Raw genomic sequence first — 20319 nt, 5'->3', positions numbered from 1 at the left:
CTGATGTACCGTACGATGATGAAATCAAAGCTTCACCGGGCTGTAGTTACAGAAGCAGATTTAAACTATGTAGGAAGCATTACCATTGACCGGGACCTGATGGAGGCGGTGGACCTGTGGGAAAACGAGAAAGTGCAGGTAGTCAATAATACGAACGGGGCCCGTCTGGAAACGTACGTAATTGAAGGCTCCCGGGGCAGCGGGGTAATTTGCCTGAACGGTGCAGCCGCGAGAATGGCGCAGCCGGGGGATGTGGTCATCATTATTGCTTATGCATTGATGGAAAATGAAACGGCCCGGGAGTTCAAACCGGCAGTGGCTGTGCTTGATAGTCATAATCAAATCAGGCAGATGCTGTCTTACGAGCCTGCATCGACGAGCCTGGATTAAAAGGAGATGCTGCCTGTGCGCACGCCTGAGGCTGTGATGGCGCTGATAATGGAGACTGCCAGAAACGATGAACGGGTCCGGGCCGCAGCTCTAAGCGGATCCCGTGCAGCCGCCGGAAGCAGCAGTCCTGATCTTTTCAGTGATTTTGATATTATTTATTTTGTGGAAAATATGGAACAAATGATTCAGGACCGGACCTGGCTTGAAGTGTTTGGAAAGCCTTTGATTATGCAGACCCCGGATGAAATGAATTTATACCGTGAACCGTTGGGAGAGTCATTTGCCTTTCTGATGCTTTTTCAGGATGGTAACCGCATTGATTTAACCTTAAAGCACGCAGAGAGCAGGTATGAGCACTGGGAGCAGGACGGTTTGACCCGCTGCCTGTTGGATAAAGATCACCCAGTTTCTGATTTTCCTGCTCCTACCGACATAGGCTACAAAACAAAGGTGCCGGAAGAGGGATTCTTTCACCAATGCTGTAATGAGTTTTGGTGGGTGGCGGTGTATGTAGTCAAAGGCTGGGGGCGAAGAGAAATGCTCTACGCTCAGGCCCACCTGAATATTATCCGCCGTATGCTGATACAAATGCTGAAGTGGAAGGTTGTACTCGAAAAAAAGACATCAGTAAATTTCGGCCAGGAGGCGAAGCATCTGGAAAAACACCTCGGGGCCAAGAATAATAAAGAACTGGCAGCTACTTATGCAGCGGGCTCTTACGATAGCGTTTGGGCCTCGTTGCAAAAGGCGATAGTCATGTTTGAACGGGAATCTGCTTTTGTTGCGAGTGAATGCGGGTTTGCGTTGAATGAGCAGGAAGGACGACGGGTGAAGCAATATATTCAAGAGGTCAAACACGCGGTAAAATAAAAAAAGGCTCCTGCAGGCAGCAGGAGCAAAATGAAATATAGGATAAGAGCAACAAATTGGACGAATGCTACTCTATATGCTTATTATTACCTAAAGAGTAAGAAAAGTACACACTTTTCAGAAAAAATGATGCTTTTACCTATAGATGCGAATGGGTCTAAACTACTGACTGGGCAGATCTTCAGCCCGTTTGTAGTGGAGCTGGGCCAGTTCTCCCCAACGCTTCACTTCGTGCAGATGAAGCCGTTTTGGCTGCCCGGTCCGTTGCTTAAACAACGGGACGCCGCTTCCTAAAAGATCGGGCGTGAAGGTAATAATATATTCATCGATCAGTTCTGCTTCTAGGAGAGGATCTATAATGTCTGCGCCCCCAATGACCCATATGCCGCTTCCAGACTCCTGCTGCTTGTTTTGAAGCCATTCTGCCACGTTTCCTTGAACAAAGGAGACGTAACCGTCGTTGCCCGTGCGGCTGGTGGAAAAAACATAGCAGTCTTTGTCGCTGTAGGGAAAGGCATCTGTTAAGACGAGCACGTCTTCGTAGGTTTTTCTTCCCATTACGACCGTGTCCACCCGCCGGTACATTTCATCGTAGCCATTGTCTCCCTTGCCTTCGGCTTTCAGCAGCCAGTCAATATTTCCTTTTGCATCAGCGATATAGCCGTCAAGACTGGCGGCAATAAACAGGATTGTTGGTTTCATTACGACTACTCCCTCCGTTAATACGTTTATTTTATCATGAAAAGAAACAACAATCAGAACAATTGCACGGGAAGGAGGTAAAACATGAAGAAAAACTGGGTGTGGGTAAGTGTTGCTGCAGCAATGGTTATTGCAGGTGGCGCGGGTTACTGGGCGGATCGGCACGTTTTAATCACCACTGTCGATGGCAATGACAAAGCCTGGTACATCGAGGGCGGAAAAGCAGAGGAAGAGCTCTACCTTCGTCCCGAAACGGCCGCATCTTTATACGGAGCGGAGCTGGAACAAGAAGGCCGGGCCGTGCGTTTATCTGTGAACGGCGCTTCGTGGGAGGGGGAGCTTGAACAGAGTCCCGCCTGGTTCAATTGGAGGGGAGAATCTTATATTCCTGCGAAAGAAGCCGCGAAAGAACTGGCATTCGAAGAAGAAGAGACCGGAAACCGCTATACAGCTGAGCTTTGGAGCCCGGCCCAGGAAAGAATCGCCAGAGTGATTGAGAAGGGGGAAGAGTTTACAGGTGTTCCGTATAAATGGGGAGCGTCTGAGGCTACGACCGAATATTTCGACTGTTCCTCCTTTACGCAGCGTATGTACGCTGAAGAAAACGTGGATCTTCCAAGGGTCTCGGAGGATCAGGCGCAGGAAGGCCGGGATGTTGCTGAAGAAGACTGGAAGCGGGGAGACCTGATTTTCTTCGATACGAATGGAGACGGCAGTATTAATCATGTAAGTATGTATATTTCTGACGAAACACTGTTTCACGCCACAGAATCCGACGGTGTCGGCTATACTGATTTTTCGGATTACTGGAAGGAATCCGTGGTGGAGTCAAAAAGATTCATCGTTTAAAAGCCGTTTGAATTCGTCTTCCTAAAAAGAAAGTGATAAAATAAAGAACGGAATAGACATGGGAAGATGAAACGAGGAGGCTTTTTAAGCATGGATTTTAACAAGGTATTAAATCGGAAAAATACAAACTCAATGAAGTGGGACTTTGCGGCCGAACGCTACGGCTCTTCGGAGCTCTGGCCGATGTGGGTTGCGGACATGGATTTTCAGGCACCGCAGCCTGTACTTGATGCCATGCAGGAGGTAGTTGATCACGGGATTTTCGGCTATCACCGTCGTCCGGAATCTTTGAAGGACGCGACAACCGAATGGATTCGCACGCGCCATGACTGGAATATAAGTAACGAGCAGCTTGTCTTCACCCCGGGCGTAGTGCCGGCGATCAGTCATCTGATTCAGACATTTACGGAAAAAGGTGAGGGCGTTATTCTGCAGACCCCGGTCTACTACCCGTTCTATATGCTAGTAAATAATAATGAACGAACGCTGTATAAGAACCCGCTGAAAGAAACAGACGAAGGATTTACTATTGATGTGGAAAACCTTGAAGAACAGATGAAGGCCGGCGCGAAAATGCTTTTATTGTGCAGCCCTCATAACCCTATCGGCCGGGTGTGGACCGAAGAAGAGCTGCAGCAGATCGCCGCTCTGGCAGAGAAATACAACGTGCTGGTGGTATCTGATGAAATCCACGCAGATCTTATTCTCTCCGGCGTGCATGTACCATTTTCAAAGGCGGCGGATGGTTATGATGTGGAAACCATCACCTGCATGGCGCCGAGCAAAACCTTTAATCTTGCAGCCCTGCAGCTGTCCTATGTGGTTTTTGAGAAAAAAGCTTCACAAAAAGCATACGAAGCCCATCTGCAGCGTAATTTTGTCGGAATCGACAACCCGTTCGCCACAGTAGCTGCGGAAGCCGCATACCGGCATGGGAGCGAGTGGCTGGAAGAACTGCTCGTTTATCTGCGGGAAAACGTTGATTATTTAAAGGATCAACTGGAGTCGGCAATCCCGGAAGCGCACGTTATTAAGCCGGAAGGGACGTATCTTGTCTGGATTGATCTCCGGAACCTTGGCATGGATAAAAAAGAGCTGGAGGAATGGCTGCGCAAAGAAGCAGGGGTAGCTCTTAGTGACGGCCATATCTTTGGCGATGAAGGTGCTGGCTTTGTCCGCATTAACGTGGCCTGCCCACGCACGCATATCGATGAGGGCGTACGCCGCTTAAAAGAAGCATATGAACGAACAATTCAGGCCGCCGGCCGTAAATCATGAAAACGTTCCGTCTAGTCCGCCTCAGCCTGTTTCAAAAAGACGGTGACGCGATTGAAATGCATGAGATAAAAATGAAAGAAGGGCTCATTATTAATCGGGAGGAGCCTGATAGATCATGGCTCCTTGATGCGGTCATACCTACAGAATATGAAGACATTATTCACGAGTGGGAAAGACACGAAGAGGAAATGCTGATGGAAGCGGTCATCACTCATCCTGACAATGCCCCGGCGCTTTTGAGGGGAGTTGTGAAAAAAACGACGAGACTCGAGCATTCTCTTGGTGTTTTAATCCAGGCGTATATGGCTGGAAAAGATGAAAATATCACCGAACTGATATTGAAAGAGCTGATTACCGAAGGGTATGAAGGCGATCAACTTATGGAAGAGTTTCACGAGCGAAAAAACGATCAGCGCTCCTGGTCTAAAGCAATGGCGGCAAGATTATACAGCCGCCAGGAAAAATAAATGCCCCCGGAGAGATGATAGAAGTGGAGTGATACGTATGTGTGAGGAACTGGCCATATGACGACCTGCTATAAATTCCGGGACTACTACAATAACGAAGTGGAATTGGCGTTAAACGACACTCCATTTTCAGACAAGCCGGGACATGTATGGGTTATATGCTTATATGCCGGCAAGTGGCTGCTCACTCGTCACTCCCAGCGCGGGCTGGAGTTTCCGGGCGGGAAGATCGAAGAGGGAGAAGCCCCCGAAGAAGCAGCTGTACGGGAGGTTGATGAGGAAACCGGAGGCCGGGTTGAAGTGATACGCTCTCTCGGCCAGTACAAGGTGGCTGGCCGGAGTGAAGACGTAATAAAAAATATATACATCGCTGTGGTGGAGTCGCTGATTCCTCATGAGGATTATATGGAAACAGACGGTCCGGTGCTGATAGAAACACTTCCAAGTAATATTCGTGACCATCCCGGCTACAGCTTTATTATGAAAGACGAAGTGCTTCCCCGTAGTGTGAAATATGCGGAGGAAGCAGGATATATTACATTAAAATGAAAGGAACCGATGCCTGCATATAAACAGGCACCGGTTTCTTTTTGACGTATTGCATCCTCCTGACGCCGATGAAAAATAGCTCCTACAACTGGGTTGGTCCCGCGTCTGCGATAGAAGCAGGCACGTCGTAAAACCGCGTGAAATTTTCCGCAAACTTGCGGGCAAGCATGCGGGCCTGAACCTCATAGTCGCCGGCTTCTGCCCACATTTTTTTCGGCTGAAGCATATCTTCGGGAACTCCGGGGCAGGACTCAGGGATATGCAGTCCGAAAATAGGATCCTCGACCGTGGCTGTATCAGTCAGCTCTCCGTTGAGGGCTGCCTGCACCATAGCCCGGGTGTATGAAAGATCCATTCGGCTGCCGACTCCGTAACCGCCGCCGCTCCATCCTGTGTTCACCAGAAAGACAGGCACATTGTGTTCATCAATTTTTTCACCGAGCATTTCTGCATAGACAGAAGCCTGCCGTGGAAGAAACGGTGCCCCAAAGCAGGTGGAAAAGGTTGCTTCCGGAGAAGTGACGCCTCTTTCCGTGCCGGCGAGCTTGCTTGTGTAGCCGCTGAGGAAATGGTACATGGCCTGCTCCTTCGTCAATCTGCTGATTGGCGGAAGAACGCCGAATGCATCTGCAGTTAAAAAAATGATCGCCGAAGGATGACTGGCTGTGCCGGAGGGAACAATCCCATCGACATGTTCAATCGGATAAGCCGCCCTTGTGTTTTCCGTGATCTGAGTATCCGTGTAGTCGACTTTTCCACTGGCATCGTCTATCCCAACGTTTTCAAGTACAGCGCCAAAACGGATAGCGTTCCAGATCTGTGGTTCTTTCTGTTTGGACAGATTCGAGCATTTTGCGTAGCATCCGCCTTCGATATTAAAAATGCCGTTTTCGGACCACCCGTGTTCATCGTCGCCGACCAAAAGCCGGGAAGGATCTGCGGAAAGGGTTGTTTTTCCGGTGCCGGAGAGACCGAAAAACAAAGCGCTTGCGCCATCACTGCCGATGTTTGCCGAGCAGTGCATCGGCAGTACGTTTTGTTCAGGAAGCAGGTAGTTCATGACAGAAAAGATTGATTTTTTCATTTCTCCGGCGTATTCTGTGCCGCCGATTAAAATTGTGCGCTGCGCAAAACTGATGACGATAAATGTTTCCGACGAGGTGCCGTCTGTCTCAGGATTTGCTTTGCATTCCGGTGCAGCTATGAGCGTAAAGGGCGGAGCAGAAGGATTTTCTCTTCCGTCTGGTCGGATAAACAGCTGCCGGGCGAACAATTGATGCCAGGCGCAGGAGGTGATGACCCGGACAGGAAGCTGGTAGTCGGGATCAGCTCCGGCCAGGGCATCGCTTGCAAATACTTCATTCCGGCTGTTCAAATGAGCCGTCACTTTTTTATAAAGCCGTTCAAACACTTCTTCGGACATTGGTTGGTTTACGTTTCCCCAGTCAATATAAGGAGAACTGCCGGGCTCATCGACAATATATTTATCTTTTGGAGACCGTCCGGTGTATTTGCCTGTTTTCACGGCAAGAGCACCTTCTGCTGTAAGTGAGCCCTCCTGCAGAGCCAGCGAGCGCTTCACAAGCGCAGGGACAGAGAGATTCCATTGGACGTGCGCTTCATTCAATAGATTTGTTTCGGGTTTGGAAGCGAACGGCGGCTTCATAAACAATCACTCCTTTAATGAGGGGGAAGTTGGATTTATTCATCATAAATGATGGATAGAATATAAAATAGTGTAACACATTTAATTTAATAGTACATACTTATTCGTTAAAAAAGTTCATGAATATTTTTAGGACTAAGAGGGAAAAGATGTAAGAAAGTAATGAAAGGGGAACAACTATGGAACAACAACCGGAATTTATTGTATTCTATGATAGTGATTGTCCGTTATGCACCAGATTCCATACTTATCTCTCGGCGATAGATAAGACGAACAGGGTGAAATGGAAGCCTATATATGATGAGGATTTATTTGAAAAGTACCCGATGCTCAAGGGAGAGCCGCTTGAAGAGCAGATGCACAGTGTAGAGGATAATACGTACGTATACGCTGGTTATTATACGGTGAAAAAATTATGTTATACTATTCCGGCTTTGAAGCCGCTGAAGGCAGTATTTTTACTGCCGGGAGTAGAAACGCTTGGCCGCAAGCTGTATCATACTGTTTCTGTAAATCGGTATCAGTGGTTTCATTTCCTTTGCGATGACAAAACGTGCCAGCGCGGAGGGCACTAGGTTTGACATCAAATAGGGTTTGCGTTAAGATTTTGTACGAACGGATACTCTTATCCTGAGCAGGTGGAGGGACAGTCCCTGAGAAGCCCAGCAACCATCCGGTAACGGAAAGGTGCTAACCTGGAGAGGCAGACAGATGCCTTGAAAGATAAGAGGCGAAAAAGCTGAACTGACAGCCCCTTTTCCCTCAATTTTTGGGACAAGGGGCTTTTCTTGTACACAACGGCCTACTGCCGTTTTCTTTTCGTCTACCCGAAGAATGGGAGAGTACAACCGTAGCAGGCAGTTAAAAAGGAGGCAGCAGCGTGTCTACAATTGGACGACGTTTATTTACGTCGGAATCTGTTACAGAAGGGCACCCGGACAAGGTGTGTGATCAGATTTCCGATGCGATTTTGGATGCAATTTTAAAGGATGATCCGAATGCCCGGGTGGCAGCGGAAACAGTAGTAAATACTGGTCTCGTATTAGTGGCAGGAGAAATATCGACATCTACATACGTAGATATTCCTAAAATTGCCAGGGAAACTTTGAAAGACATCGGTTATACACGGGCAAAATATGGCTTCGATTACGAAACGTGCTCGGTTTTGACGTCTATAGATGAGCAGTCGGCCGACATTGCCCAGGGCGTTGATGAGGCGCTTGAAACCCGTGAAGGATCGATGACCGAGGATGAACTGGAATCGATCGGAGCGGGGGACCAGGGCTTGATGTTTGGGTATGCAGATAATGAAACCGATGAACTCATGCCATTGCCGATCTCGCTTGCGCACAAGCTGGCAAGTCAGTTAACAAAAGTCCGGAAGGACGGCAATCTTTCGTATCTGCGTCCGGATGGAAAAACGCAGGTTACCGTGGAATACGGAGACGACGGGAAGCCGCTCCGGGTGGAAACGATCGTTATTTCCACCCAGCATTCGGATGACGTAACGCTTGCACAGATTGAAGAGGATATGCACAAATACGTTATCGAGCCGGTAGTGCCGGCAGAGCTTCTCGACGCTAAAACCAACTATTTCATAAACCCGACCGGCCGCTTTGTTATTGGCGGACCGCAGGGGGACGCCGGCCTTACCGGACGAAAAATCATTGTTGATACGTACGGAGGCTATGCCCGTCACGGCGGCGGTGCGTTTTCCGGTAAAGATCCGACAAAGGTCGACCGCTCCGCCTCGTATGCAGCCCGGTATGTAGCCAAAAATATTATTGCAGCAGGTCTTGCAGATAAATGCGAGGTTCAGCTGGCGTACGCGATCGGAGTAGCTCAGCCTGTCTCCATTTCGATCGCTACATTTGGTACGGGAAAAGTATCAGAAGAGGTGCTCGTAAAGCTTGCCAATGAAAACTTTGACCTCCGGCCGGCAGGCATCATCAAAATGCTTGATCTCCGCCGGCCGATTTACAGGCAGACAGCCGCTTACGGCCACTTTGGACGTCATGACGTTGATCTGCCCTGGGAACGCACGGATAAAGCGGCAGCGCTTCAGGAACAGGCATTCACCGAAAAACAGCAATAAATATAATAAATACCCGCTCCTGTCTATATCAGGAAGCGGGTATTTTTTTGCTCAGTTTTTCTCCGTATACGTGCCGACAGAATCAAATTCAGTTTTAATTTTGTCTGAAGGCTTCGGCCCAAGCAGGCTGACGGCAATGATGATTAAGACGTTGATCAGGAAGCCTGGCACAATTTCGTAGAGATCAAACAATCCTCCGGAAAGCTGAACCCAGATAATTACGGTGGTGCCGCCGGCGATCATCCCGGCAAGCACACCCCACATGCTCGTCCGGCGCCAGAATAAGGAGAAAAGCATTGCAGGCCCGAATACTGCGCCGAACCCGGCCCACGCGTAGCTTACAAGTTCAAGTACCGTGCTTCCCGGGTTGGAGGCGAGCAGCAGGGCGACGAGGGCAATGACGATAACGCCAATCCGGCCGACCCAGACGAGCTCGCGGTCAGAAGCTTTGGGGCGGAGCATCCCTTTATAAAAGTCTTCCGCAAGGGCACTGGAGGATACAAGCAGCTGGGAGTCCACCGTGCTCATAATAGCAGCGAGAATGGCTGCGAGAAGAACGCCGGACACCCACGGATTAAAAAGTACCTGGGTAAACAGAATAAAGACGGTTTCCTGATTCCCTTCTCCGAGCTGGGCGTTGCCGGAGAAGTAAGCAATACCGATAAATCCTGTAAAAATAGCACCGAGAAGAGAAATAACCATCCAGCTCATACCTACAAACCGGGCCATCGGAATTTCTTTTTCGGAACGTATCGCCATAAACCTCGTAATGATATGCGGCTGGCCGAAGTACCCGAGCCCCCAGGCAAGCAGGGAGACCACAGAAATAACACTCACATTCGTAAAGGCACTTAACGCATCCGGATTAATGGATGCCACGGTCTGGACAGAATTTCCCCATCCACCAATTTCTATAACGGCAGCGATCGGAACAGCAACGAGCGCCAGAAACATCAGAATGCCCTGGATAAAGTCAGTCCAGCTGACGGCCATAAATCCACCGAGGAACGTATACGTAATAATAACAGCGCCGCCGATCCAAAGAGCTGCCTGATAGGAAAGGCCGAACGAACTGACAAACAGGGTAGCGCCCCCGACCAGTCCGGAAGAGGTATAAAAAGTAAAGAAAATAAGTATAAATAATGCCGAAACAATCCGCAGTGCTTTTGTTTTATCGTGGAAGCGGTTTTCAAGAAAGTCGGGTATCGTAATTGAATCGTTGGCGATGATTGTATACCTGCGCAGTCTTCTTGCCTGAAACTGCCAGTTCAAATAAGCTCCAATGGTAAGGCCGATCGGCAGCCATATCTCACTCATCCCGCCCAGATACATGGCCCCTGGCAGGCCGAGCAGAAGCCAGCTGCTCATGTCAGACGCACCGGCACTGAGCGCAGCTACGGGTCCGTTTAATTTTCTTCCGCCTAAAACGTAATCCGAGAGGTTATTGGTCAGCTTATAGAATAAAAAACCAATGCCAAGCATTACAACAAGGTAAACGATAAATGTCACAATTGTTGGTACAGAAATATCCATTTAGGTGGTCTCCTTTTTTGATTTAACATAACTAATTGCTGCTAAAGCTACAGTAGCCGGCATAGGTATTAATATGAGCAGCCATGTGAATAATGTTATTCCTTCCATTCAGTACACCTCCCCTTGAATGTACTTTTATATGTTGCAAGAATAGTGCCAATATTCTTAACTTCAAAAGCCCTTAACAAAACCGGCGGAGACGTCCATTATAATTGAATATTTCGGTGGATAGAAGCGCAAATAGAAAAATTAAGAGATTAAAGGTGCAAAATTTTGCATTCCTAAGTTTTGGGATTTTGCGTACGGAGACTTCGCACTTCATGATAAAATCAGAGCAAGAATAAATTACAAAGAGGGTGGGTCCATGGTATATCAAGGTACGAATTCGTTATCCTATCCTGAGCTGAACGATGTGTTTGATCATTTAATGGTAAAAATGGATCAGGGGATCCGTGTTATTGATGCAGATGAAAACCTGATTATTTATAATGACAAAATGCGTGAAATTGAGTCCATGACATACGAAGATTTTAATAATAAAGGTATGATGGACGTTTTCCTTTTCGAGCATGAACGTGACAGCAGACTGCTCCAGGCTATCAAACAGGGAGTGGAAACGAGAGAAAAAAAACAGCATTATACAACGAGCCGCGGGAAAAACATCACGACTATCAACGAAATTTTTCCGATTTATTCTGGGGGACGGATTGTCGCAGCAGCCGAGATCGCAAAGGACGTTACCCGCATGGAAAAGCTGGTCCGGGAAAACCAGAAAAAAACCGACAGCGGGCTTTTTACATTTGACCAGATTATCGGGCATTCGGCTGAAATCACAGGGGTGGTGCAGAACGCGAAGCGGGCAATGAGAACGTCGTCTTCGGTGTTAATTGTAGGAGAAACGGGCACGGGGAAGGAATTGTTTGCCCAGAGCATTCACAGTGAAAGCGAGCGGGCCGGCCAGCCGTTTGTATCACAGAACTGCGCTGCTCTTCCGGAAACGCTGATTGAGGGCATTTTGTTTGGGACGGTAAAAGGAGCTTTTACAGGGGCATCCGAACGGGCGGGGCTGTTCGAAAAAGCAGAGGGCGGCACGCTTCTGCTCGATGAAATTAATTCGCTTCCGGTGGCACTGCAGGCAAAGCTTCTGCGAGTTCTGCAGGAAAAAAAGGTCACCCGTTTAGGATCGCACAAAGAGCAGTCCATCAATGTCCGCATTATCGCCACGATGAACAAAGAGCCGGCAGAGGCTATTCAAAACAACGAACTTCGTGAGGATCTTTTTTACCGTATTGGCGTTGTTACGCTGTATGTCCCTTCGCTGCGGGAAAGAAAAACAGATATCGAGCCGCTGGTGGAAACCTTTCTGGAAAAGTACAACCGTGTTTTTCAAATGGACGTTAATCGTGTCTCACCTGCGGTGAAAGCGAGGCTGGAGTCTTATCATTGGCCGGGAAACATCCGGGAGCTTGAACACGTCATCGAGGGAGCAATGAATTTAATGCTTGATGAAGAAATGATCGAAGAAAGCCACCTGCCGGACCATTTCCGCAAACGCACCGATCTTCTGGAAACAGGGGAGATAGAGAAAGGCGGGCCGGCTGGAATAAGCAGCCGCGAAGGAAGTTTAAAGGAACGTCTGCTTGAAATGGAATTTGCTTTGATTAAAGATGCGCTGAACCAAAGCGGCGGTAACGTCATGCAGGCAGCCAAAGAGCTTGGCATCAGCCGGCAGAGTCTGCAGTACCGGATGAGTAAATTTCATTTATAATTTTTTGCATAAAGCGCAAAATTTCTTGCGGTTTTGACGGACAGGCTTTTTCTTTTTTACGGAAACCCCTGCGGATACCGGTGCAGCCATGTTGGCACGTATTTTGCAACAGTATAGGGCAGTACTGAAAAGATCAGGAGGGTGCACCTATGACAATTTCACGTTCGTTTTTTATATTTCTTTCCCAGAATAAGACGCTGACAAAGGGCGCCAAAAAGTGGGGCATTCACCTCGGGGCTTCAAAAGTAGTGGCTGGGGAAGATATTGATGAAGCATTAACAACCATTCAATCGATGAACGAGCAGGGCCTGATGGCGACTATTGACCATCTTGGGGAATTTATAACGGAAAAATCAGAGGTGGAAGAAGCCAAGCAGAAAACTATCGAGATTATTGAGAGCGTCTATGCGAAAAACGTACAGTCAGAACTGACAGTAAAGCTGACGAAGCTTGGTCTTGATATAGATACAGACTATTGTACAGAAAATATGAAAGAGATTCTGCAGGCGGCCAAGGAAAAACAAAATTTCGTAAACATCGACATGGAAGACTATTCCCGTTATGAAAAGACGCTGAATGTACTGAAAACGCTCCGAAAGGAATATGATAATGTAGGCACGGTCCTACAGGGGTATTTACGGCGGGGGCTTGAGGATCTCGACAGCCTTGCCGGGGTGCCTCTTCGGATTGTAAAAGGGGCTTATCAGGAAAAGGAAGAGGTTGCATTCAAAGACAAGCATGAAATTGACGCCAATTATTTTCTGATGATTCAAAAACATTTGCTTCAGGAAGGTTTTACGGCTATTGGGACACATGATCACCGGATTATTAACGCGGTTAAGCTGTTTGTGGAAGACCAGGGTATAGCTTACGACACATTTGAATTTCAAATGCTGTATGGCTTTCGAACAGAACTGCAGCTGCAGCTCGTGCAGGAAGGCTACAATGTCAGAGTCTACGTGCCCTTTGGCAAAGAATGGTACGGTTATTTTATGAGAAGACTGGCGGAACGCCCGCAAAACCTTGTATCCGTGGCTAAAGGAATGATTACGAAATAAAAGGTTCATGCTGCGCCGCTCCTGAAAAGGGGCGGCGTTTTGGTATCCAGACAGGCAGAAAACCTTAAGGCAACAGTTTAATCATGCAGTGCTTTTTGCGTATAATGGAGGTGACACGCAGCTGAAACTGGAAACAGAAAGGAAACCGATGATGCAGACAGTACAGAAACGACGGACAGCAGGCTTTTTACTGGTGATAAGCGGAGCCTCCCTCTGGGGTATTGGAGGAACAGTATCGCAGTATATTTTTGAAACTCACCGCCTGCCTGTGGAATGGCTGGTGGCTGTCAGACTGCTTCTTTCCGGCATCCTTCTGTTAACTATTTCTTTAATGCTTGGAAATAAAGAAAAAGTAACCGGGATCTGGAAGCAGAAAAAGAGCGCAGGAGCGGTGCTTATATTTGGTTTATTCGGCATGCTCGCTGTTCAGTATACATACATGGCTTCCATTGAAAGCGGAAACGCAGCCGTGGCCACACTGCTGCAATATTTGGCTCCAGTGTTCATTCTTGCTTACCTGCTTGCCGTCCGGCATACATATTGGAATATACGGGACGCGGGCGCTGTGCTGATGGGACTTGCCGGCACGTTTCTGCTGCTGACAAATGGAGAGCTGGCCGAATTATCTGTGCCGCCGGAAGCAGTAGTCTGGGGTATTCTTTCCGGGGTGGCGCTTGCCTTTTATACTCTTTACGCAGGCCCTCTTTTGGCAGCGTGGGGCTCTATGAATGTAATCGGGTGGGCGATGACTGTTGGAGGAGCAGCTGTAAGTTTTTTGCATGCCCCGTGGGACGCCGCATGGGAGAGCTGGACATGGCGCATGGCCGGGAGCGTAATTTTTGTCGTTATTTTCGGCACTATGATTGCTTTTTGGTTTTATCTGGAAAGTCTGAAATATTTAAAGCCGCAGGAAACAAGTATTTTGGGATGCCTGGAGCCTCTTGCCGCTATTCTGGCTTCGGTATGGTGGCTGCACGTACCGTTTGGTTTCTATCAGAGCGTGGGCACGTGCCTGATACTTGGCATGGTCGTTTATTTGTCACTGCCGCAAAAGCAGCGGGCAAAGCCTGCGCCGGTGTAAAGAAAACAGAAGGTAAAGGGTAAATAAACACAGCCTGAAGGGAAAATGTACTAAAATAAGTAGAGAAAGTGAAATACAATTCGGAAGGATGGAAAGCTGCATATGTATCAAAACCTCAACGAATGCGTAGAAGATCTTGAAAAGCACGGCCATTTAGTACGAATCAAGGAAGAAGTCGATCCCTTCCTGGAGATGGCTTCCATTCATTTAAGGTTCTATGAACAGGAAGGGCCGGCCATTTTATTTGAAAATGTAAAAGGAAGCCCGTTTCAGGCTGTTTCTAATTTATTTGGCACGGTTGAACGCAGCAAATTCATTTTTCGGAAAAACTGGAAGCAGGTTCAAAATGTTATCACGATGAGAAATGATCCGGTACAGGCACTGAAGCATCCGCTCCGTAATATGACGAGCGGCCTGGCGGCAGTAAAAGCACTTCCGAAGAAAAAGAAAGGCGGGGCGGAAGACTTTCGGGAAGTCAGCATCAGTGACCTGCCGATGATTCAGCACTGGCCGCGGGATGGCGGCGCGTTTCTCACCCTGCCACAGGTGTATACAGAAGACCCGGAAAAATCGGGACCGATGAATGCCAACCTCGGCATGTACCGGGTACAGCTTAGCGGAAATGACTTTGTCCCCGATGAAGAGGTGGGCCTGCATTACCAGATTCAGCGGGGAATTGGTGTGCATCAGGCGAAGGCCGTAGCCAAGGGAGAGCCTTTAAAGGTCAGTATTTTTCTCGGCGGGCCCCCCGCTCATACTATTTCAGCGGTGATGCCGCTTCCGGAAGGGCTGAGTGAAATGATGTTTGCCGGCATGCTGTCCGGGCGTCGTTTTCAGTACAGCTACGAAGACGGCTACTGTATTAACCAAGATGCCGATTTTGTTATTACCGGCGATATTTATCCGGAAGACACGAAGCCAGAAGGCCCGTTTGGCGATCATTTGGGCTATTACAGCCTGACGCATGATTTCCCGGTCATGAAGGTTCATAAGGTGTATGCCAAAGATAAAGCTATCCTCCCCTTTACTGTCGTCGGGCGGCCGCCGCAGGAGGACACGTCGTTTGGTGCAGTGATCCATGAAATGACAGGGGAAGCGATCAAGCAGGAAATTACTGGAGTCAAAGAAGTACACGCAGTAGACGCTGCAGGGGTGCATCCACTGCTGCTCGCAATTGGCAGTGAGCGGTATACGCCGTTTCAAAGCGTAAAGCAGCCGGCAGAGCTGTTGACAATCGCCAATCGTATTCTCGGCACAGGCCAGTTAAGTCTAGCCAAATATTTATTTATCACAGCGGAACAGGAAAGAGAGCTCGATACGCATCAGGAGGAGGATTTTTTCACGTACATGCTTGAGCGGATTAATCTGCGCCGCGATCTTCACTTTCAGACTAAAACGACGATCGATACGCTTGATTACAGCGGAGAAGGGCTGAATGAGGGAAGCAAGGTAGTTATCGCAGCTTATGGGGATGTGAAGCGGGATCTTTGTCAACGCGTGCCGGACGGCTTTCCGGCTGACAGTCCGATTCATTCTCCCAGGCTTGTCATGCCGGGCGTAATTGCGGTGGAAGCACCGGAATTTTCCAGTTACAAACAGGCAGCTGAAGAAATAGCTGTTTTCGCTTCGAGCCTCGATCAGAAATGGGATGTTAAAGAAACGCCGATGATTATCATCTGCGATGACAGCAGCTTTGTCAGTGATACGATGCGAAATTTCCTGTGGGCCGTTTTTACGCGCAGCAATCCTTCCCACGATATCCATGGCGTGAACAGCTTTTATGAAAACAAGCACTGGGGATGCGACAGTCTGATCATCGATGCCCGCATCAAGCCACATCATGCACCGCCGCTGCTTCCAGATGAAAATGTGGAGCGCCGGGTGGACAGCCTGATGGAACGAATTGACTTAAGAAAAAAATAGTCTGCTGAAAAATGTTTAAAATGGAACAGAAGCGTGAACAGAAGGACACCTGTTTGAAAAAGCAGAGTCAACAATCCAGAAGGGATGAATACCTGTAATGGAAAAACGGCAGCTTGGCAACAGTGACCTGCATGTGTCTCCTATCGGTTTGGGATGTATGGGAATGTCCGCTTTTTATGGCAAATTAAACGATGAAGAATCGAAGAAAACGATACACACAGCGCTTGACCACGGCATTAACTTTCTCGATACGGCTGATATGTACGGCCCCATGACAAATGAACGCCTGGTGGGTGAGGCTATCCAAAACCGGCGGGAAGAGGTAGTGCTTGCCACAAAATTCGGGAACGTCTACAGCAATAAAGGTGAACTGACAGGCGAAGTAAATGGTCGCCCGGAATACGTTAAGCAGGCATGCGATGCCAGCCTGAAGCGGCTCGGTATTGATACCATTGATTTGTATTATCAGCACCGGGTGGACCCTGATGTACCTATTGAAGAAACCGTAGGTGCGATGAAGGAACTCGTAGATGCCGGAAAAGTCCGGTACCTGGGGTTGTCAGAAGCAGCTCCTGAAACGATTCGCAGGGCTCATGGCACGCATCCGATTACAGCTCTGCAGACAGAATATTCGTTATGGAGCCGGGACGTGGAGGATGAAATTCTGCCTCTTTGCAAAGACCTTGGAATTTCCTTTGTAGCTTACAGCCCGCTCGGGCGCGGGTTTCTAACCGGACAGATCAAGCAGTTTGAGGATCTGGAAGAAGATGATTTCCGCCGCTTTTCTCCAAGGTTTCAGGGAGAAAATTTCAATAAGAACCTTGAGCTCGTGGATAAAATGAAGGAATTAGCTGAAGAAAAGAAATGTACAGCCTCCCAGCTGGCCCTTGCCTGGTTGAGGGAGCAGGGGGTAGTGCCAATTCCGGGGACAAAGCGGCGCACGTACCTGGAAGAAAATATTAACAGTCTGCAGGTAACGCTTACGGATTCCGATATGAAAGCGATTGATGACATTGCTCCTAAAGGCGCTGCCGCAGGTATGCGGTATCATGAAGAAGGAATGAAGACGGTGAACCGGTAATAAAAGCAGGCCCATCCCTCCAGGTGTATCCGGAGAGATGGGCTTTTTCTGTATGTGCAGGCTGCTAACTATTCTTAAAAGAGATGTGCTTTAGACGGCTTTTGGAGACCAGGCTGTACAGCGGCACTCCGATACGATCAGCGTAAGGGAGGTAGAGAAGAACACCTGGAAGAAAGCTGAGCGGAATAGCAAGCAGCAGCCGGCGTAAGGCATAAAAACCATGAAGCACCACTCCTTGATCTGTGCACATGTGCAGCTCGTGGGCCGCATTTCTTGAGGATAGATAAGGATAGTCTTCAGGAAGAAGCCGGGCTTCCTGAATGGGAACCCACTGGCAGCGGCCGTACAGATCAAAAAATTGAAAAATACGTACGGCTGCACGACAGGGCGGGCAGTATTTGTCGAAAAATAAGTAATGGATAAAGCATCTGTCCTTTGAAAGAATTTCAAACACATGAATCTGTGAACGTTTAACACGTATATTGTACGGGTATTTTCCCAGTAACGCCATAAAAACAAAAACGTCCGGGTGTGGCAGGGCGACAATTTCATATGCGGCGGAAATGGATGGATATAAAAGCCAGAACATAAGCCAGAAAAAGGATAATCGTTCTTTTTCTGGCTTTTTATATTTTTTTAGACGAACAGCAGGGTCAAACGGCGAAAAACAGAGCAGGTACGGGCTATTTTACGAAAGTTTAAGCAGAAGGCTGAAACAGGCAATTTAAAATAAGAAAGGAAAGATGAAATTGGCACAAATTAATCGTATACTCGTAGGAGTAGAAGCTCTCGAAGGCGCGTCCAATGATGCATTTTATAAAGCAAAGGAACTGGCGGAGGAAAACAATGCGACGCTGATCATTGCATTTGTTATGGACAAAAATGGATATGCTTCCCTGGAGCGTATGGACCCGCATGGCTTCGGAAGGTTGAAAAACCAGGCGGAATCACGCTTGAAGGCTTATAAAGAAATGGCAGAGCAGAACGGGGTCAAAGACGTGGAAACCGTTCTTGAGGTAGGAATTCCAAAAAAAGAAATGGAAAATCTGTGTGAAAAATATAATATCGACATGATTGTTATCGGCGAGACTGGATCGTCTAAAGTGGACCGGCTGTTTCTCGGTAACACAGCTAAAGCCATTCAGAAAAAAGCAAAATGTGACGTGAAGGTCATATCGACCAAAGAAGCAGTAAAAAAATAAACGCTAATAACTAAAGCAGCATAACTGCTTCAGAGCCTTCTTCCCGCTTGCGCGGGGGAAGGCTCCATGTATGGGAATTTTCCACAGCGGATAATGCTGCCAACAGATTAAAGCAATAGAAAAGGTGAACGAATTGAAATATTATTTACAGCAGCTAATGCCTAAAAAATTACGGCAGATTAAAAGTATGTCCTCAAGACAGCGGTGGTACGAACTCCGATCAAGTCTTTGGGTGCTCCCGGCCATTTATATCATTCTGGCCGTGCTTTTAGCCATTGGCGCCTACTACGTGGAATTCGGGCTCGAGCCTGCATTCGCCATGGCACCAATCCTATCAACAGGGTATTCATTAACCCAGACAATGTACAGTACGCTGCTCTCGGGCGTACTCACGTTAAACGCCTTTACGTTTAACTCAATACTCGTCGTTTTGACGAGCTTTTCCGGACAGTTTACACCACGGGTTTTGTTTAATTTTATCTCTGACCGAAGAACCCAGCATTCTATCGGTATCTTTAATTTATGTTTCTTTTTCCTGCTCATCGGATTTTTCTTCTTGAATTCCTCGATGGACCAGTACACAGTATTTCCCGTACTCGGCGTATTAGCTACAGCCGTGTCGGTAATAAACTTCATTTTGTTTATCAACCATGCAACGAAATGGATGCAGGTGCCAAGCATTACGACGAACATGAAAGAAGAATCACAGCAGCGGATTCTCAATACGCTGCTTTATGATCTTGAAGCACACCGCGCTAAGAATAAAAACGAGGTGCGTGAGCCGGAAACAGAAGGAGAGCCTTATATTGTTGCAAGTGAAACGACGGGCTTTATCCAGGTTATTGATTTTGGCAAAATCGTGAAAGAAGCAGCCAAAGACGGCATTGTAGTACGGCTGGATCGCCGGATTGGAGATTTTGTGCTTGAAGGCATTCCTATTTTTTCTTATTGGAAGACAAATGAAGAGCCGGATCTGCCGGTGAATGAAAAAAAGTACCGTAACCTGATGTATCTCGGGAAAAGTAAAACAGAAGTTCAGGATATCGAATTTGGGATCCGGAAGTTGACCGAAATTGCGATTAAAGCGCTTGGAAACGACGAACCAATGACAGCGCAGGACGCTATCTATCAGCTTACGGACCTCATATTTTCCATTTCCAAGGTGACCCGCTTTACTTCTTATTTAACCGACGATAACGATACGCTCCGGTTGATTATGAAAGACGAACAGTTTTCATATTACGTATATTCCGCTTTCACCTACATTGCCTCTTATGCAGAAGAAAAGCCCGGCGTAACTTTGACGCTCCTTGAAGCGTTGGTCATTTTATCAAAAGCCCTGGAAACCAAGGACAAAAACTGCTGCTGGCATTACGGCAAAAGCATTGCCCGCAATTATTCCGGAAAGCTTCCACAGGATTATGACCAAATCACGTTTATGAACCATTTGGAGCAGCTTTCAGGATCGGTGAATGATAAAGGTAAATTTTACGAAATGATTGATGATTTTGTAGAAAAAGATTTACTGGAAAAGAAACTGGTAGAGCGCAGAAAACAAGAAAAAGGATAAACCGAAGCCGATCCGTCAGCAAAAATGACTGGGTCGGTTTTTTTGTACTGTAAAGCCGGCAAAGAAACAAAAAAACCGGGCCGCATTTGCGGCCCGGGAGGGGTTTGAAGATTACTTAAAAGATTTTGTGCCTTCTGTAAGGGATTCCGAGGTTGGTTCAATCGCGGAAGTATCCTGGCGGTTGGCCAGAAATTCCGGACGCGGCTCCTGGCCGCTGAACGGATCGACGAGCTTGTT

19 protein-coding genes and 1 riboswitch are annotated in these 20319 nt (G+C 47.8%); of the genes, 15 read left to right on the top strand and 4 right to left on the bottom strand.

Translation table 11 applies throughout. From position 1 onward, the window contains the following. Window positions 1-3 precede the first annotated feature (3 nt). Window positions 4-390, top strand: coding sequence for an aspartate 1-decarboxylase (panD, locus tag ACTRXH_RS15155; RefSeq protein WP_474282861.1), 387 nt, complete (start codon window positions 4-6; stop codon window positions 388-390). 15 nt (window positions 391-405) lie between these two features. Continuing rightward, entirely contained in the window at window positions 406-1260 is an 855-nt protein-coding gene (locus ACTRXH_RS15150; RefSeq protein ID WP_474282859.1) for an aminoglycoside 6-adenylyltransferase, read from the top strand. Between the two features lie 162 nt (window positions 1261-1422). Here the strand turns inward: ACTRXH_RS15150 and ACTRXH_RS15145 are convergent, their stop codons facing one another. Further along, on the bottom strand, window positions 1423-1962 hold the full coding sequence (locus tag ACTRXH_RS15145; protein WP_474282857.1) for a dihydrofolate reductase family protein: 540 nt from the start codon (window positions 1960-1962) through the stop codon (window positions 1423-1425). 84 nt (window positions 1963-2046) lie between these two features. Here ACTRXH_RS15145 and ACTRXH_RS15140 point away from each other — a divergent pair, with 84 nt between their 5' ends. From ACTRXH_RS15140 to ytkD, 4 genes are all read left to right on the top strand, one after another. Next, window positions 2047-2811, top strand: a complete 765-nt coding sequence (locus ACTRXH_RS15140; protein WP_474282855.1) for a C40 family peptidase — start codon at window positions 2047-2049, stop codon at window positions 2809-2811. Between the two features lie 90 nt (window positions 2812-2901). Then, window positions 2902-4089 carry a MalY/PatB family protein gene (locus ACTRXH_RS15135; protein WP_474282853.1) on the top strand — a complete coding sequence of 396 codons (1188 nt, stop codon included), beginning with the start codon at window positions 2902-2904 and terminating at the stop codon, window positions 4087-4089. Then, the gene (locus tag ACTRXH_RS15130; protein WP_322526298.1) at window positions 4086-4556 is read left to right on the top strand and encodes a YwpF family protein; all 471 of its coding nucleotides are present in this window, start codon (window positions 4086-4088) and stop codon (window positions 4554-4556) included. Before ACTRXH_RS15135 ends, ACTRXH_RS15130 begins: the two co-directional genes overlap by 4 nt. Window positions 4557-4613: 57 nt before the next feature. Further along, window positions 4614-5105, top strand: a complete 492-nt coding sequence (gene ytkD, locus ACTRXH_RS15125; protein WP_474263906.1) for an RNA deprotection pyrophosphohydrolase — start codon at window positions 4614-4616, stop codon at window positions 5103-5105. A gap of 82 nt (window positions 5106-5187) precedes the next feature. On the opposite strand, the gene pckA is transcribed toward ytkD, so the two are convergent. After that, complete coding sequence (gene pckA, locus ACTRXH_RS15120; RefSeq protein WP_474282851.1) at window positions 5188-6771, bottom strand: phosphoenolpyruvate carboxykinase (ATP); 1584 nt, start codon at window positions 6769-6771, stop codon at window positions 5188-5190. 179 nt (window positions 6772-6950) lie between these two features. Here pckA and ACTRXH_RS15115 point away from each other — a divergent pair, with 179 nt between their 5' ends. Together ACTRXH_RS15115 and metK are read left to right on the top strand one after the other, a co-directional pair. Continuing rightward, the gene (locus ACTRXH_RS15115; protein ID WP_474263902.1) at window positions 6951-7346 is read left to right on the top strand and encodes a thiol-disulfide oxidoreductase DCC family protein; all 396 of its coding nucleotides are present in this window, start codon (window positions 6951-6953) and stop codon (window positions 7344-7346) included. Between the two features lie 47 nt (window positions 7347-7393). Further along, a riboswitch (SAM riboswitch) is annotated at window positions 7394-7501 on the top strand. 150 nt (window positions 7502-7651) lie between these two features. After that, window positions 7652-8866, top strand: a complete 1215-nt coding sequence (metK, locus tag ACTRXH_RS15110) for a methionine adenosyltransferase (protein WP_322526294.1) — start codon at window positions 7652-7654, stop codon at window positions 8864-8866. Between the two features lie 51 nt (window positions 8867-8917). Here the strand turns inward: metK and putP are convergent, their stop codons facing one another. Continuing rightward, window positions 8918-10399 (bottom strand): sodium/proline symporter PutP, encoded by a 1482-nt coding sequence (gene putP, locus ACTRXH_RS15105; RefSeq protein WP_474282849.1) that lies wholly within the window; start codon window positions 10397-10399, stop codon window positions 8918-8920. Between the two features lie 364 nt (window positions 10400-10763). Between putP and ACTRXH_RS15100 the strand changes: the two genes are divergently transcribed. From ACTRXH_RS15100 to ACTRXH_RS15080, 5 genes are all read left to right on the top strand, one after another. Next, complete coding sequence (locus ACTRXH_RS15100; RefSeq protein WP_474263897.1) at window positions 10764-12167, top strand: sigma-54 interaction domain-containing protein; 1404 nt, start codon at window positions 10764-10766, stop codon at window positions 12165-12167. A 149-nt stretch (window positions 12168-12316) separates the two neighbouring features. Then, a complete protein-coding gene (locus ACTRXH_RS15095) occupies window positions 12317-13225 on the top strand; it encodes a proline dehydrogenase family protein (RefSeq protein WP_474282847.1) in 909 nt (302 codons plus the stop codon). Between the two features lie 148 nt (window positions 13226-13373). Then, complete coding sequence (locus ACTRXH_RS15090; protein ID WP_474282845.1) at window positions 13374-14306, top strand: DMT family transporter; 933 nt, start codon at window positions 13374-13376, stop codon at window positions 14304-14306. A gap of 102 nt (window positions 14307-14408) precedes the next feature. Beyond that, window positions 14409-16229, top strand: a complete 1821-nt coding sequence (locus ACTRXH_RS15085; protein ID WP_474282843.1) for a UbiD family decarboxylase — start codon at window positions 14409-14411, stop codon at window positions 16227-16229. Window positions 16230-16326: 97 nt separating this feature from the next. Beyond that, window positions 16327-17310 carry an aldo/keto reductase gene (locus tag ACTRXH_RS15080; protein WP_474263888.1) on the top strand — a complete coding sequence of 328 codons (984 nt, stop codon included), beginning with the start codon at window positions 16327-16329 and terminating at the stop codon, window positions 17308-17310. Between the two features lie 64 nt (window positions 17311-17374). Here the strand turns inward: ACTRXH_RS15080 and ACTRXH_RS15075 are convergent, their stop codons facing one another. Continuing rightward, window positions 17375-17821, bottom strand: coding sequence for a thiol-disulfide oxidoreductase DCC family protein (locus ACTRXH_RS15075; protein WP_474282841.1), 447 nt, complete (start codon window positions 17819-17821; stop codon window positions 17375-17377). Between the two features lie 238 nt (window positions 17822-18059). Between ACTRXH_RS15075 and ACTRXH_RS15070 the strand changes: the two genes are divergently transcribed. Beyond that, window positions 18060-18512 carry a universal stress protein gene (locus tag ACTRXH_RS15070; protein ID WP_474263883.1) on the top strand — a complete coding sequence of 151 codons (453 nt, stop codon included), beginning with the start codon at window positions 18060-18062 and terminating at the stop codon, window positions 18510-18512. Between the two features lie 187 nt (window positions 18513-18699). Next, window positions 18700-20082 carry a DUF2254 domain-containing protein gene (locus ACTRXH_RS15065; RefSeq protein WP_474263881.1) on the top strand — a complete coding sequence of 461 codons (1383 nt, stop codon included), beginning with the start codon at window positions 18700-18702 and terminating at the stop codon, window positions 20080-20082. The last annotated feature ends 237 nt before the right edge of the window (window positions 20083-20319 follow it).

The sequence above is a fragment of the Marinococcus sp. LNHM5E3-2.1 genome (assembly GCF_056034365.1).
Note: the sequence above shows the minus strand (reverse complement) of the source record. Positions and strands in the feature narration are given on the sequence as shown.